The 15587-nt window shown below is 57.0% G+C and carries 9 protein-coding genes; 6 read left to right on the forward strand and 3 right to left on the reverse strand.

Annotated features, from left to right (window positions below; all coding sequences use genetic code 11):
• Positions 1-164: 164 nt before the first annotated feature.
• On the forward strand, positions 165-1277 hold the full coding sequence (locus ACT3UQ_RS10510) for a YihY/virulence factor BrkB family protein (RefSeq protein ID WP_258133681.1): 1113 nt from the start codon (positions 165-167) through the stop codon (positions 1275-1277).
• On the opposite strand, the gene ACT3UQ_RS10515 is transcribed toward ACT3UQ_RS10510, so the two are convergent.
• The gene (locus tag ACT3UQ_RS10515; RefSeq protein WP_176484312.1) at positions 1245-2003 is read right to left on the reverse strand and encodes a M50 family metallopeptidase; all 759 of its coding nucleotides are present in this window, start codon (positions 2001-2003) and stop codon (positions 1245-1247) included. The genes ACT3UQ_RS10510 and ACT3UQ_RS10515 overlap by 33 nt on opposite strands.
• 124 nt (positions 2004-2127) lie before the next feature.
• On the opposite strand from ACT3UQ_RS10515, the gene ACT3UQ_RS10520 reads away from it, so the two are divergent.
• Together ACT3UQ_RS10520 and ACT3UQ_RS10525 are read left to right on the forward strand one after the other, a co-directional pair.
• Complete coding sequence (locus ACT3UQ_RS10520; RefSeq protein WP_096289120.1) at positions 2128-2442, forward strand: hypothetical protein; 315 nt, start codon at positions 2128-2130, stop codon at positions 2440-2442.
• Between the two features lie 212 nt (positions 2443-2654).
• The gene (locus ACT3UQ_RS10525) at positions 2655-5978 is read left to right on the forward strand and encodes a TM0106 family RecB-like putative nuclease (RefSeq protein WP_444637086.1); all 3324 of its coding nucleotides are present in this window, start codon (positions 2655-2657) and stop codon (positions 5976-5978) included.
• 31 nt (positions 5979-6009) lie between these two features.
• On the opposite strand, the gene ACT3UQ_RS10530 is transcribed toward ACT3UQ_RS10525, so the two are convergent.
• The gene (locus ACT3UQ_RS10530) at positions 6010-7275 is read right to left on the reverse strand and encodes a polysaccharide deacetylase (RefSeq protein ID WP_096289124.1); all 1266 of its coding nucleotides are present in this window, start codon (positions 7273-7275) and stop codon (positions 6010-6012) included.
• 225 nt (positions 7276-7500) lie between these two features.
• Here ACT3UQ_RS10530 and ACT3UQ_RS10535 point away from each other — a divergent pair, with 225 nt between their 5' ends.
• From ACT3UQ_RS10535 to ACT3UQ_RS10545, 3 genes are read left to right on the forward strand one after another with little or no spacing between them, the layout of a single operon-like run.
• A complete protein-coding gene (locus tag ACT3UQ_RS10535; protein WP_096289273.1) occupies positions 7501-8961 on the forward strand; it encodes a DUF3375 domain-containing protein in 1461 nt (486 codons plus the stop codon).
• Positions 8958-9644: a DUF4194 domain-containing protein gene (locus ACT3UQ_RS10540; protein ID WP_096289126.1), complete on the forward strand. Its 687-nt coding sequence runs from the start codon at positions 8958-8960 to the stop codon at positions 9642-9644. The genes ACT3UQ_RS10535 and ACT3UQ_RS10540 overlap by 4 nt, the downstream gene beginning before the upstream one ends.
• Positions 9645-9647: 3 nt before the next feature.
• Positions 9648-12980, forward strand: coding sequence for an ATP-binding protein (locus tag ACT3UQ_RS10545; protein ID WP_444637087.1), 3333 nt, complete (start codon positions 9648-9650; stop codon positions 12978-12980).
• A 116-nt stretch (positions 12981-13096) separates the two neighbouring features.
• On the opposite strand, the gene ACT3UQ_RS10550 is transcribed toward ACT3UQ_RS10545, so the two are convergent.
• Positions 13097-15583 carry an ABC transporter permease gene (locus ACT3UQ_RS10550; protein WP_096289131.1) on the reverse strand — a complete coding sequence of 829 codons (2487 nt, stop codon included), beginning with the start codon at positions 15581-15583 and terminating at the stop codon, positions 13097-13099.
• Positions 15584-15587: the final 4 nt, after the last annotated feature.

Consider the following 15587-nt stretch of genomic DNA (forward strand, 5'->3'; position numbering starts at 1 on the left):
ATCCACTTCTAACTGCCGCCTCACCGCACGGTATTTAGGTAGTGTGGGAGTCGGAATAACAAGTAGTGTTTCTGCAAAACGGCAGATAAGGGAACCCGATGGCATTTAGCGACCGACTGACCAAGGAACGAGTCAGGGAGGCCTTGAGCTGCTATCCCCGGGCGATGCGAGAATTCTTCCGAATCGACGGGCTAGACGGAGCCGCTTCCCTTTCCTACTATATGGTTCTAGCGATGTTCCCCGGACTGCTGGCACTGATCTCTTTGCTTTCGCTGGTTGGAGCAAGCGAAAGTAGCACTCAATGGATTATGGATCTGATTCGCCAAAGCCTCGCTGCTAGCGGACAGCAAACCGGCGACGCCCAGCAACTAGTCGAAACCGCTGAGCAGCTACTCACCGGCCTCGCGAGCTCAGCCAAGGGCACATTTTGGGCCATTTTGATTGGTTCCCTCGGTGCCCTGTGGAGCACCTCCGGATACGTGACCGCATTCAGCCGGCAAATGAACCGGCTTTTCGGTGTACGCGAAGGTCGTCCACAATGGAAGAGACGCCCGCAAATGTTTGCCATCACCGTGCTGATCATGGTCGTGGCCGTGATTTCTTTGGCACTGCTGGTAACGTCCGGTTCGATCGCACGGGCCATGGGAAATCTTTTCGGACTCGGCGACAGCTTCGTGCTGCTGCTGAACATCGCCAAACCGCCAGCCCTATTTGTGATGATCCTGCTGGTTCTTGCCTTGTTGTACCACTTCACCCCGAACGTTAGACGCGTAAAGTTCCATTGGTTTTCCCCAGGAACATTTACGGCTCTGATAGTTCTTGGCCTTTCCGCAGTGGGATTCACCGTCTACCTCGCAAAATTTGCAAGCTACTCGGCCACATACGGAGCGATTGGCGGCGTCATTGTTCTCGTTCTGGCCTGCTGGATCAGCAATATCGCACTCATTATCGGGGCATTGGTAGACATTGAATTTACCCGTCTGCGCCAACTACGAACCGGCCTTGCCTCAGCAGCTGAGGTGCATCTTCCCTTGCGCGACAACACCATGGTGGCTCGCGAACAACTTGCGGTTTACAAGGACTTAGTCCGAGCCCAGGAGATTCGCATCAATCATGGCGGAGATCCATTACAAGATATGGAAATTGACCCGGCCGGACGGACCAAGCGCAAAACAAAGTGGCTGCCGGTTGGCATTGCGGCTGCCACGGCTTGGCTGGTGTCGCGTAGCCGTGCGACTAAAAAGCTAAAACAGCCGAAGAAGACTCTGAACTCCTAAGAATATGCCGGCTCCGCCCAACGCCATGATGACCAACAGCCAAAGCGTGGCAAAGGTCCCGGTGGCGCGGGCAATCAGGTAAGCATCGGATTGCTCAATGTCACGGCGCCGCCAAGTATGAACTGCCAAGACCTTGAGGTAATCACGGATTCCCGAGCAAAGCAGGAATCCGCCAAGGAGCAAGGCCAAATATATGTAAGCACTGGACGGTGCAAAGAAAACGACTCCGAGAGCGACCAAAGCGCTCGCGCTGCACACGACAAATGCTGGCCAGTTACGCACGAAAACTAAGGCAAGCACAAAGAACAACGCGTATATGCCCAAGGCTCTGCCGGCATAGCCGGCGGCAGTGGCCCACAATAATGCAGCCGAGACTAGAAGTGGCGCGGGATAGCCAAAGATCCCAGAAATAATGATCGAGACCTTTCCCCGACCACGGCTGACAACTTCGCCGGAGTGGTCCCAGCCGAGGCGGAGCCCAGTGACGAAGCGCCCGGTGAACAGCGCACTGATTACATGTCCTAGCTCATGGACCAGAGTGGAATACATTCCGGTAATTCGCCATACCGGGCGTGGAAGTACCAGCCCAAGGACAAGGACTAATAGGATTGTCCATTGCCCGGAGACGAGATCAACAGGTTGCGATTCCCATAGCCGAGCCCAAGCTCCATTGAGATCTACAATCATGTTCGCTCCAGATGCATTTCGATCGTCGATTTCTCTCATTCTTTCAATCCCTAGCGCATTCCCCGAATTGCCACTTCGACCATGCACCAACTTCTGGGGATGGTCACAGGTGAGAGCAATACGATTAACGGCAGCATACTGTTGTCGTTTTCTGGAGGTTTCCTTGTCTCGCTTAGCTTCTACCGCCATTGCCGTCACCGGATTGACTGGCGGATACGCCACGGGTCGCATCACCAAGAAGCGCCCACTTGCCGCGGTGGTGTTGGCAGCAGCCGGTACCGGGGCATTCTTCATCTGGAAAAAGGATGCCGGAACAGCCAAGGCAATTGCCTTGGTCGGCGCATACCTCACTGCTTTCGGTGCATCGCACCCATTGTCAAAGAAAATCGGAGCTTGGCCAGCGGTCAACACGGTCACCGCCGCGGTGGGTGTTCTTTCGCTAGTTGTCGGCGGCGCGACGAAGCCTTCGCAAGACTAGGCAACGGACATCAATTGGTCGGGGCAGAGTGCTACGTTGACTAGGTAACCACCCAGTCTGCGAAAGGCACCGCCCCCGTGTTCTTCTTTGGTGATCAGTTCGTCTTTTCGGCTAGTGACCTTGCGGTCGCAGTCGACTGTCATTTTCAATCGTTGTGCCTGCTGGATGTAAAACTCGGGCGCCGGGGAAAGACCGAGTCGGCTACCGACGAAATGCTTGTAAGAACCGCGGAGCTCGGAGACGTCCACGAACGAAACGTGCTTGCGGAACTAATTGAGCAATACGGTGACTACGACCCGCAGTCCGGCACCGGCGTCAAACAGCTCCTCACAAGACCCGAACACAATGCTGCGTCCTTGCACGCAGCGCACCGCGAAACCATCCAAACGCTTCGCAGCGGTGCGGACGTCATCTTCCAAGCTACGTTCTTTGACGGCTCTTTTATCGGATTCGCCGATTTCTTGGTTCGCCAGCCCGACGGCAGCTGGGCTGTTTGGGACACCAAACTCGCAAGGCATGCCAGGGTATCCGCATTGCTTCAAGTTGCCGCCTACGCAGACCAACTGCAAGCCGAAAACATAGCCGTACACCCACAAACAACATTGGTTCTTGGCGACGGTACTCACTCGGTGCACCGAATCGACGAGATCCTCCCGGTGTTCCGCGCTCAGCGCGAACGATTTATCAAGATGGTCGGTGAGCACTCCGCAGCCAATGGCCCGGTGCTCTGGGATTCGGACACGATACGCATTTGTGGCCGTTGTGATTTCTGCGCGGAGCAGGTGAGCACCACACGCGATGTGCTGCTGGTAGCCAATATGTCGATGGTGCAACGTGAGAAGCTTCGCCGACAAGGAATCTTCACTATCGACCAGCTTGCCGCAACGAACGCCAAGGAAGGCACCTCGCTGGCCCGCACGGTCGATCAGGCAAGAATGCAATTGGGTTTGGGACAGGTGGACGGTACCGAGCAGGGGGTGTCCTACCGGGTGAAGTCGTCGCAAACGATATCGACGCTGCCCAACCCCGACCAAGGTGACATATTCTTCGACTTCGAAGGCGACCCGCTATATCAGGAACCCGTCGATAACTCGTGGGGATTGGAATACCTATTCGGGGTCATTGAAAATGATACTGGAGCACCGGTATTCCGCCCCTTTTGGGCACACAGCCGCGCCGAAGAACGACAAGCCTTCTTGGACTTTATTGAGTACGTGCAAGCGCGCCGTCAGCGCTTCCCGAACATGAAGATCTACCACTACGCGGCCTATGAAAAAAGTGCACTACGTAAACTCTCACAGGTTCATATTGCAGGAGAAGACGAAGTCGACCAGTGGCTCCGCGACAATCTACTCATTGATCTCTATGAAACGGTACGAAACTCGTTGGTGGTGTCCACCCGTTCGTATTCAATCAAGAAGCTTGAACCGCTTTATATGAAAGAGCATCTGCGCTCCGGTGATGTCACCGATGCGGGTGCTTCCGTGGTCGCCTATGCCCACTATGTATCTGCGCTGGCCTCCGGTGCTGATGCGCAGGCAGCTCAGATTCTCGAATCAATCGCTGACTACAATGAATACGATTGCCTGTCGACGCTTCGCTTGCGCGATTGGCTCTTGTCGCTCGTAGACTTCCAGCCACAAAGGCATCCTGATGTAGAGCTTTTGGACGAAGTCCCCGACGAATACGAGCCCACCGAAGAAGAGCTACGGCTCCAAGAATATTTGGCCGGGCTCCCGCACAACCAAGCACTGAGTGACGATGACCGGGCAATCGCCATGGTCGCGGCGGCCACTGGCTACAATCGCCGCGAGAGAAAGCAGTTCTGGTGGGAGCATTTCGACTGGCTCTCCGCACCTATGGACGATTGGTCCGAGGTACGCGGCATCTTCACGGTGGACTCCGCAGAGCTACTTGAAGATTGGCATAAAGCAACCGAACGCGCCCGGACGTTGACCAGAGTCACCAAGCTTTACGGAACTCTGGCCGAAGGATCACTGCTCAGCCCGGGCACCGGGGTCTTTGCCATGTTTGCCGCACCCCTGCCCGAAGGCATGGAAGCAGGCGACGACGCGCTTCGCGGCGGAGCTTTCAACGCCACGGTGGTCGAGGTTGGCGAAGGATGGATTGCCATCGCAGAAAAGACCAGTGGGAAAGTCTCCGAATACGGGTCTTTCCCCGTCGCGCTCACCCCAGGCCAGCCAATAGCCACCAAAAGCATTGACGAAGCATTGGCACAGATCGCCCAAGAGGTAGGTGCCATTGTCCCGGAGCTACCGCAACAGCCTGGCATAGATATTCTGCGTCGAATTCCACCGCGGTTGAAAACTCTAGCTACCCCGACCGCCCCAGCAATAGTGGACGGTAACGCCCAAGTTTATCCTGCCTTGGTGGAAGCTCTGAAGGACTTGGATCATTCTTATCTTGCTGTTCAGGGCCCTCCGGGCACCGGCAAGACCTTTGTCGCTTCGCATGTGATTCACGAATTGGTTAAGGACGGCTGGAAGATTGGAGTCGTCGCCCAATCTCACGCGGTAGTTGAAAACGTTTTGCGCAAGGCCATCGAAGCAGGCGTGCACCCCGATCAGGTTGCGAAGGAAGTCAAGCACAAGGACCCGGTGCCGTGGACTGGTATCAGCGCCGCGGCGATTGACGATGCGATCCGCTCTGCAGACGGTGCGCTAGTTGGCGGCACCGCGTGGACGATGACCGGCAAACGGATCCCGGCCGCGAGTTTGGATTTATTGGTCATCGACGAAGCCGGACAGTTTTCGCTGGCTAACACCTTGGCCGTTTCACGGGCAGCACGTAACCTTCTGCTGCTCGGAGATCCGCAACAGTTACCGCAGGTAACCCAGGGTTCTCATCCCCAGCCTGTGGATGAATCAGCATTGGGCTGGCTATCCGAAGGTCGCCCGGTACTACCGGAGGAATTGGGCTACTTCCTTGCAACATCATGGCGCATGCACCCGCAGCTTTGCGAAAAAGTCTCGGCGTTGAGCTACGACCACAAGTTGTTCTCCGCGAAGGCCGCGGGGCTCCGCGAACTGAGAGGAACAGCCCCTGGCGTTGAGACCCGCATCGTGCAGCACCGTGGGAACACGACCAGCAGTGCCGAAGAAGCCTCAACCATTGCGGGGCTAGTCCGCGAGCATCTGGGAATGCTGTGGAATCCGGGTGGCGGGAAGGAACCGCGGGTACTGGCCGAAGCAGACATTCTTGTCGTGGCCGCCTACAACGCCCAGGTGAATCTGGTGCGCGAGATCCTTGACGGGGAACAGCTTTCCGGGGTGAAGGTCGGCACGGTGGACAAATTCCAGGGTCAAGAAGCACCAGTGGTACTGGTGACAATGGCCTGTTCAAGCGCCGACGATGCTTCACGAGGTATCGATTTCCTGTTGAACCGAAATCGCATCAACGTGGCCATCTCCCGAGGCCAGTGGAAAGCGGTGATCGTGCGTAGCGAGCGACTCACCGACTTCCTGCCATCGAATCCCGCCGCATTGTCGCAACTCGGTGCTTTCATGGCGCTTTAACCATTGGCCGTCCATCGATTCGGCGCGTCTTTCACCGCGCCGAATCGATAACTTCTGCTACGTCAAAGAAGGACTTCAGCACGGGCCGATCCCCGCGTTGCTCTTTGTCGAATTGCAGGCCATCGACGTTTATTCGCATCTGCCGCTGGTAATCATCGCGTTGCTGCATCCATGCGGTGATGGTGCCGTCTACACCGTAGAAGTACATAAACCCTTCCTTCTTCAACAGCTCAAATCGTGCACCCGAGTATGACCCGGTGCGAGCGATATCTGAGCCAAAAGGGTAAATGAACTGATCGGTTTCGCCCAGGATTGGTTCGACTTCGTCCTTCCACAGCTTCATGTCACGTTTGAAACGGCCCAGGCTCACGGTTCCGGTTGCGATATGACCCCATGAATGAGAGGCGAAGACCCACCCTTCCTTTTTCATCGCCTCGGCGATTTTGGTTGCTTCTTCCCGGTCCTTTTTAAGATTCTTACTATCCGGATATTGGCTTTGCGAAGTCCGGTAGCCGAATACACCGTTATAGCCGGTCATGGCGATGATCCCGCGAGCATCCCGGTAGGAAAAATCCGGATGCTCGGCTACAAAGTCATCGAGCACTGTGGTCACGTCGTACGCGCCCACATGCTTCTTACCGTCACCGTCTACATATTCGTTTCGGACGTTGCCCTTCTTATCGAGCACCAACCGGTCGGCGAAACCATCGCCTTCCATATATTCGTAGTAGCTCAGGTCATCAAGGGATAAGACGATGGGTTTTTTCCCGGCCGGAAGCATAATTTCCCGGTAGCTCATATTTTTCTTCTTATCGAGACCGGCGAAGTCAGCAGGGTTGACCAGCACGAAATCACGGCTGTGCAGCTCTTGGAGGATCGCTTCAAATTCCTTTTGCGTCACCATATAGTCCCGGTAGCCCTGTGCCCTATTGTCTTTATCGAAGGCGCGCTTCGGATCAACAACGAGCGAGTGGAAGAATAAGTGCGGAATCTGGTCGGGGTGTTCCCACGCAGAGGTGCCCTTCTTTTCAGATTCGAGACCCCGAACCAAGTCGTTGAGTTTGGCGCTAGGGTCTTCCTCCGCCAGTTTGATGGCGGCGTTGTAGTCGTACCCGTCGGCAAGTCGATTGATCTGGGCAAGGACGCCTTCTTCGCGTGCAGCTTCATCTGCAGCCTTTTGAGCCTCTACGGCTGCTTGAGACGCGCTACTAGCAGCTATTTCAGGGTCGACTTGGTCACTACAACCGGCCAATGCCAAGACGACTGTGGCCACTACCGCGATCTTGATGTGCTTCACTTCGCATCTCTCTCCTCGTAGCGGCTATCCCCATGGACGCTACGATTTCTCCTTGCCATCACCTTGTTTCCGACCTTACACATACTTATCTGGGGTTTGTACCCTTGGACGCAGTCGGCCGGGCAACAACTTGGCAACACTTTTCACTTCACAATTTCTCACATGAACCTTCAGGCTCGATGGCTTAGAATTGATAGGTTAGGCGTCGAAAGATCAAGGATGTACATGCAGCCCTCGCATCGCGCGAACAGCTTGTGGCTTCAGTCCCAGCAGTTCAGGAGTTCGGCAGCATATCGGCTTCTTACCGCGCAGCCTTGGGCTGTTGCCTTTATCCGATCAGAATTTACTGCGGACAAGCCACGTGTAGCCCTAGAACTTTTCCATGCTTCATTGGATTCGTTCTTGAAGCTCGCTCGCACCAGCGACGAACAGATTCCCCAAACGTATTCCGCCCAAGACTTCGCCGAGGTCTGGGTCAAGCAGGGAATCTTGGCCCGTCCCCTGATCGACGGGCGTTTCGTCTACGAACCGAGCGCACAGACCTTGCGTACCCTGCGTTTCCTCGCAGATTTTTCGGCTGACGACTCGCACCTGAACTCTTCTCGCTTGAATACCTTGCTGTCCTCGCTGGAGTCCTTAGCCCACGAGACAGATCCAGACCCTGAAGCGCGTATTCGTGCCTTGGAGTCACAGATTGCCATGCGGCAAGCGCAGATCAATGAACTGCGCACCGGTGATGCTCCTGCGGTGCTTTCGCGTGCCACCGCGCTGTCCGCGACTCGCTCGGTGCTTGACTTGGCTTCGAGCCTTCCTGCCGACTTCCGCCTAATGCGCGACGGGGTTCAGGAGATGTTGCATTCCCTACGGGAAGGCATCTTGGACGCGTCTACGGCAAAAGGCGTTGCGGTAGGCCAAGTCTTAGAAGCCGACCGCCAGCTCCGTTCAACCGCCGAGGGCGAGACCTTCCGGGGCTTCACCGAGTTCCTCAACTCTCCAGACGCGCAACAGCGTTTCCGCGCCGCACTTTCTGAAGTCCTAGAACGCAACTTCGTGGACGACCTCGATACTCCGGAACGCCAGATTCTGACCAATTTGCTTCGTGAGCTCCGACGTCAGGCAGCAGAAGTCCATACTTCGTACGGAAAGCTCTCCGAATCGCTGCATGCCTTTGTTCAGTCTGAGGACTACCAACAAGCACAGCTTCTGCGCCAGGCGGTACGTAGTGCTGAAGCGGCGATCGTGAAGTCTGTGACGCTCAGGCCACGCAGTGCTTTGGCTCCGCTTGAACTTTTCGCCCCACAGTTCATGACGCTTGCTGGCCTAGGCATCTTTGACCCGTCCGAGCATGTGGCCCCGCCGCCGTTGGCGGCAGCACCGGACTACAGCGCCTCCGATATCGTGCGCACCCCATCCACTCCGCAAGCGAATATGGCTTTCCTCCGTGAGTCGGTAACAAGCAAGCTTGGCCACCGCTCAGAGGATCGGCTCCCGCTCGATGAAATTTTCAATGATCTGCCCGAAGAGCACCGCCATCTGAATACCGTGCGTGCCTTGATCGAAATAGGCCGGACCAACGGCGAATCACTGAGTGAAACGGATTTGATGACCATCACCTTCCGGCAGATTGATGGTTCTGAACGTACAGCAATTCTTCCCGCCCTAACTTTCACGAAGGAGCCGCTATGACCAGCACAAATTCATATGCTGCACCCATCACCGAATCGCTCTTTGAGGGAGACCGCGGCAACTTCTCATTGGAGCTGCGGCAATTACTAGTACGTTTGCTACGCGGCCCCTACCTCGATGGGTCAACCGACCCGGCGGCTTGGCAGCTATTGCTAGACCAGCAGGAAGTAGTAGGAGCCTATGTTTCGGAAATTTTTCTGACCATCTCCATGGACACGGATCGAAAAATTGCGATGCTCACTCCAGCGCAAATCGATCAGGTGCACACCTCTCCGATTGCCCCGCGCCGCGCCTTGAAGCGCGACGAAACCTTGCTCGCGCTACGCCTGCGCCTACTGCTGGAACAGCATTCCGGCACCGGAACCGACGCAGTCCTTTCACGAAGCGCCATGCATGAGATCTTGGCCGAACATCGTAGTCCCTCCGATCGCGATGACAAACGCTTTGCCGAATCCTGTGACGCGGCAATTGCCCGGCTGAATTCCCTGCGCTTGCTCACCGGCACGGAATTAGCCGACGAATTCAGGATTTCTCCGGCTCTAGCGATGGCCCTGCCCATTTCACGAATCGAAGATATTCCCCAATATATCGCTGCGATCGATGCAAACGAATCGACGCTGAATCTGTCCGCCGACACTTCCGAAGAATTGTCCCTGGATTCAACCGACCTGGTGCAGGAGTAGCCGATGAGTATAGAAATGACCCTCCCGCTCGGTGGCGCCCTCAACCCGGGACAGCATCGGCTCTGCCGGATCCAGATCGTTAACTGGGGCACTTTCCACGGCCTGCACAACCTTGAAATTGATCGCGCTGGAACGCTGGTCACCGGACACCCCGGCGTGGGTAAGTCGACCTTGTTTGATGCCATGGGGCACATCTTCTTTGCGACCCCCAAGCTCAACGAGTCTGCAAACGATGCCGCAACTCGCGCCGATCGCCGCACCACCTTCTCCTACCTGCGTGGCCGCAAGTTCAAGACCAGTTCGGGCACCGTCTATCAGCGCCCCGGCGCTACATGGAGCGCCATCTTGCTGGGCTACGAGGATGGCCTGGGCAACACCGTCAGCATTGGCGCGGTTTTCGACCTGCCAGACGCAGGGTTAGAGAATCAGGTGTCCAAGCATTATCTGCTCAGTGAAAGCGCGCTGGATATTGCGGAGCTTGAACACCATGGCCCACGACGTTTTACCGTGTCTTCGCTGTCCAAGTCTTTGGAACCAACCGAGGCATTTGATACGCACAAGGCCTTCATCGAACGTGTCCGCCGCCGTCTTGGGGTGGAAAGCGACAAGGCCTTTGCCTTGCTTCGCACCTTGCAAAACGGCAAAGGGCTGGCGAAAGGTGTCAACCAGTTTTTCCGTCATGAGGTATTGGAAGAACCCACCACGCTGAAAGCGGCAGCGGCGGCGGTGGAGGACTTCGCCCACCTGCGCGGCATCTACCGTCAATTGGATACGGCGCGCGCACAGCGCGATGTGCTGGCCCAGGTTCCAGAGCAGGACCAGGTTTATCGAACGCTCGCCCAACGCATCGGCGAGACCGAACAGCTGCTCAATAGCGATCTTCAGCAACTCGATGCCAAGGTCCGCCAGCATATTCTGCGCAACGACTTGCACCGCCATCAACGCGAATTAATCGGGCTCAAGGAACAAGAAGCTGACATTCTGGCACGCAAGAGCCAGACCGAGGATCAGCTTCAGTCGCTTGCGGCGGCCCACGATTCCGCTGGTTCAGCCTCGCTGATGCTACTAGAGCGTGAGGCGGATACGGCACGGAAGGCGCTTTCGGAAAAGGAATCCGCGTTACGCGCGTTGCAGGAACAAGCGACCGATGCCGGCTTGAACTTCGAGTTCAGCGCCACCGGGCTCGATGAGCTGCGGGCGAATGCGGCCCGGACCATGCAACAGCTGGCTTCCATCACCAAGGATGCGCAGACGGTTGAGTATGAGGCCATGGCCTCGCTGATGGCGCTGCGCAAACGTGCAGAAGCATTGGACGAGCAGATTCGTTCCTACCAGCGCCGTGGCACGAATATCGATGATCGTTCAGTGGCAGCACGCAGAGCCATCGCGTCGGCCTGTTCCTTGAGCGAAGAGCAGTTGCCCTTCGCTGGCGAACTGATGGATGTGGCCGCTGACTCGGCCATCTGGCGGCTGGCTGCCGAAAAGGCATTGCGCTCGCTGGCTCGCACCATTTTGGTGCCCGGCGAATTCCTCACCCAGGTAACGCACGCAATCGACGAACTCGACGGATTGGGTCGAGTACGTTGGGTCGATACGTCGGTCAAACCACGTGATGCAGAAGCCGGACCGGCCGATTTGGTCAGCAAACTCGACTTTGCTTCAGGTGAAGCGGGAACCTGGTTGCGCACCAAGATCACCGCCGATTATCCGCTGGCCTGTGTGGAGAATGACGCGGCGATGCATGTGCATCCCAAGGCCATCACTCCCGCAGGAACCATCAAATCCGCTGCGGGTAGCTTTGAACGCGATACCCGCAGCGTCCCGGCCTCTGATTATCTGCTTGGTTTCACCAACGAATCCAAAATTTCGGAATTGCAGAACAAAGCCGAACGCCTCAAGGAACAGATCCTGAAGGCCCAGGATGCCGCCGATGAACGGACGGCAGCAAAAAACCAGGTCGTTGCGAAGTCCCAGCTGCTTGCGGCCATCGTTGCCGACGAACGCAATTTTGCCCAGCTAGATGCTTCAGCTGCGCTAGATTCCCTGCGTCGCAGCGAGCAGAAGCTCGGCGACGCACTGGTGCTTTCGGGCGATTCTTCGAAGATTCGCCAGCAGATCGAAAACGCAAAGGCAGATTCTGAGCAGTTGGTTGGCGACCTCGCGTTGGTGCGCTCGCGTATTGGTGATCTCGAGCTGCAGAACGAACGTGCGCAGAAAGTGCTTTCAACCACCGAAGTTGAGGATGCGAACGGCAACTGGGTCTCCTCTGTCCCTGCTTATCTGCGTCAGCATGCGATTCTTGGCCCGATTTTGGAACAGGTGGCTGCGGGCGATTGCCCGCCAGCGGATTCCATTGGCGAAGCCTTCGCCGAGGTCAAGGTGCAGCTGGGCGGCCAGCTCAATGATTTCTCCTCGCAACGCCATGAAGTAGGTGGGGCGCTAAGCGACACATTCAAACGCTTTGCCCGAGAATTCGGTACCTCGCACGCGCAGACACACGGAACAACTCCGGAAGCCGCCGAGCACTATGCCAAACTGCATGGTCAGATCGTTGCAGACGGGTTGCCCCACCACGAAGCACAGTTCCGCGAGTACTTTGCCAACCGTTCCTACGAACGCTTCAGCGACCTGTTGCAGCTGCTTGACGAGGAACGCCGGATGATTTCCGAGCGCATCAAACCGCTAAACCAGATCCTTGCCGATGTCACCTTCGAACATGGCTCGATGCTGCGGTTGGAAGTTGAAAACTCGATTCCCGTTGAGGCTGGAACCTTCCGCAAGGAATTGAAGGCGGCATTAAATGACGCCTACACCACCAAGGAAGAAAGTACCCTGGCGAAGTCCTACCAGGCACTTGAAGCCCTAGTTTCCGCACTGAGCGATCCAGGCTTGAACGCCTGGCGGTCCACCGTGCTGGATGTTCGGCAGCACGTGGTGATTAGCTGCAATGAGCACAAGCCGAACGGAGAGGTGGAGACCGGACTGGAACCTGGCACGCTCTCCGGTGGTGAGGGCCAGCGCTTCACGTCCTTCATCATGGGCGCAGCCCTGGCCTATCAGTTGGGCTTTGCATCGGCGGGTTTCACTTCCTATGGCACCGTGATGATTGACGAAGCGTTCATCCAAGCGAACTCCGAATATGCGGCAGCTGGCATCCGCGCGCTGCAGGAGTTCGGTTTCCATCTGGTTCTGGCGGCGCCGGAAGACAAGATCGATTTGAGCCACCACCTGGGTTCCATTATCGATATCATCAAGCATCCGGGATCTAATATCTCCGGCTTCGTCACTACTGGTCGCTCCCCGGCGCTGGCCACCACCATTACGCTGCGTGGTTAGCGCGGCAAGACAACAGGCAGCACCCAGCCCTGCTCCCAGGAGCATTTCGGCAAATTAAACACGACGGGGTCGGAATAGTTGCTCATCAACTATTCCGACCCTTGCCGCATCATCAATTACTCGGTAGCGAGCCCCTCCACCGGAGATAGCTTCGCCGCACGACGTCCTGGTGTAATCGAAGCAAGCAACGCTGCCAGGAGGCTCACCAGCAGAACCGCCGCCAGCTGCAGCCATGGGATCTCGTAGCTCATACTTCCCACGCTGGACAAGGCGCTGTGCGCACCGAGCAATCCGTAGACCGCGCCGAGAATGAGTCCCAGCAAGGCTGCCACGCCACCGATCAGCACCGCCTCCGTGGCAAGCATGGAACGCAACTGCTTCTTCTTCAGCCCCAATGCGCGCAGCAGGGCGTTTTCCCGGGTGCGTTCGAGCACCGACAGGCTCAACGTGTTGGCCACGCCGATCAATGCGATCAGCACGGCTACGGCAAGCAGACCCGAAACGATCATCAGCAACACGTCGATAATCTGGGAGAACATTGCCTTCTCCGTCACGCCGCCGGAAATCATCGAATTTTCAACACCCGCGACATCCGCAATGGATTCCACCAGCTCAGTGACCGCCCCATTGGAGAGCGACGGATCAACCTTGATCGCTACCCCGGACATCCCCTCCTTGTCGGAGATGCCTAGTTTGGCTGCGGTGTTTTCGGTCAATGTGTTCGAAACGAAGCTTGCCGAAGTAGTTCTGAGCTTCACCGGCTGACCGTTGACCGTCGCGTGGTCCGCCTCGATCTGCCACCAGGTCGAAAGCAATTCGCCATCTCGTGGAACGATCTGCTCGTCATGGACTACCGATGCGTACGACTCCGGGTCGACAACCATCGCGTACTCTTCGCTCGAGGAACCGTCGGGGAATTCGGTGGCAACGGTGCGCATGGTGTACGCCGACACGCTTTCAACGCCCTCCAGCTCGGCGAGCTTAGGCGCCACGGAGTCACTAGTCAAAGTGTCTTGAGCCACCGTCAAGTCGATCGGGTATTCGCCGCTGATGCTCCCATTCAAGGTGGCCTTGGCACTCTGCCCGCCGACCATGATCATCGAGACTAGCGTGACGCCGATCAGCAGCGCGGTGGCAGTAGCGGTGGTGCGTCCGGGGTTTCGAACGGCGTTGAGCGAAGCCAGCCTGCCAGCCACCGAGCGACCGGTCATCAGCTTGCCGATACCGAACACCGTGGCCGGAACAAACAACGAGGCCAGCATCAAAATGCCGGGGAAGGACAACAGCCCACCGGCGAAGGCAATCAGCAGCTCGGAATTGAGTGCTCCATAGGCTAGCAAGGCTGCGCCTGCGAGCGTCAGTAACGAGCCGAAGATGATGCGTACGAGGCCTGCACGGTTCTTGACGCTGGCCGCATCAAATGGGCGCAAGGCGGCAAGCGGGGCCAGGCTCATGGCTCGACGCGCCGGCAGCCAGGCAGCCAGAACAGTCATCACGATACCGACGGCCAAAGGAATAATGATGCCGCGAGCATCCACGGCCAAAGTTGCGTAGGACATTTCAGGTACTAGATTTCGCAGCAGCTGAATCAGGCCTGCCATCAGTGCCACGGCCAGAGCTACACCCACCACCGAAGCGATAACGCCGATCAGCAGCGCTTCGATCAGCACCGAGCTGCGGATCTGTGCGCGTTTGGCACCCAGGGTGCGCAAGAGCGCCAGCTCGCGGGTGCGTTGCGCGATGACTACCGAGAAGGTATTCATCACCACCAGACCGGTGACTATCAGCGCGACCAAGGCAAAGACCAGCAAGATGATGGTCAGCTGATCGGTTCCTCCGGTCATGCTTGCCACGTCGTCGAGCACCTGTTCGTCGGCGGTGTTGACCACCACATCGACCAAGTCCTTGCCATGGAAATACTCGGCCACTGCGGCTTGGGTTTGAGCGACGTCCTTCTCTGCATCGATCACCAGCCTGTTCAGCTGGGCATTCTCGCCTGCAAAGCGTTCCCAAGCGTCTTCTTGCATGGCGAGCTGGGCGAAGGACGAAGACATCGGATCGGTGGTAGTCTCCACGATTCCGACGACTTTCAATTCACGCATCTTCGCGTTATCCTCCATGCTCGACAACGCGACGGTGTCGGCAACTGAGAGGCCCATCTGCTCGGCATGCTCCTGGTCGATCACGACCTCATCGGCGCCCAGCGGGGCACGTCCCTCGAGCATCGACATACCCGAGAGCTTATTTTCTGCGGAGATGGGTTGCAGCATTACGGTGTAGCCGTTGTCGCCGGTACGCAATGCTGCGCCCATGACTCCGTCGCCATAAACCCCTGAGACTTCGGGAAGATCACGGATTTCACGGACCGTATCCATGCTCAGCATGCTCGTGTCGCGATCGTTGGGTGTTAGCTCCCAATCGACCGAGGCCACCAGGTCGGCGTTCTTATATGAGTCGCCCAAGCTATTCTTTAGCGTTGCACGCGTAGAGGAATCCACCGCGAGGGTGGCGCCAAGGAAGGCCGTGCCAATGGCGACGGCCAGGAGCACGGCGATATACCGTCGCGCATAAGTTTTAATGTTCGCTATTGCTACCTGAAGCATGATC

Source organism: Glutamicibacter sp. AOP12-B1-11, assembly GCF_052379245.1.
Lineage (GTDB): Bacteria > Actinomycetota > Actinomycetes > Actinomycetales > Micrococcaceae > Glutamicibacter.

What these genes read in the sequence shown, in the direction of transcription:
- ACT3UQ_RS10510 (WP_258133681.1), top strand. Translation starts at nt 165, where the DNA reads ATGCGAGAATTCTTCCGAATCGACGGGCTAGACGGAGCCGCTTCCCTT.
- ACT3UQ_RS10515 (WP_176484312.1), bottom strand. Translation starts at nt 2,003, where the DNA reads ATGAGAGAAATCGACGATCGAAATGCATCTGGAGCGAACATGATTGTA.
- ACT3UQ_RS10525 (WP_444637086.1), top strand. Translation starts at nt 2,655, where the DNA reads ATGCTTGTAAGAACCGCGGAGCTCGGAGACGTCCACGAACGAAACGTG.
- ACT3UQ_RS10535 (WP_096289273.1), top strand. Translation starts at nt 7,501, where the DNA reads ATGCAGCCCTCGCATCGCGCGAACAGCTTGTGGCTTCAGTCCCAGCAG.
- ACT3UQ_RS10540 (WP_096289126.1), top strand. Translation starts at nt 8,958, where the DNA reads ATGACCAGCACAAATTCATATGCTGCACCCATCACCGAATCGCTCTTT.
- ACT3UQ_RS10545 (WP_444637087.1), top strand. Translation starts at nt 9,648, where the DNA reads ATGAGTATAGAAATGACCCTCCCGCTCGGTGGCGCCCTCAACCCGGGA.
- ACT3UQ_RS10550 (WP_096289131.1), bottom strand. Translation starts at nt 15,583, where the DNA reads ATGCTTCAGGTAGCAATAGCGAACATTAAAACTTATGCGCGACGGTAT.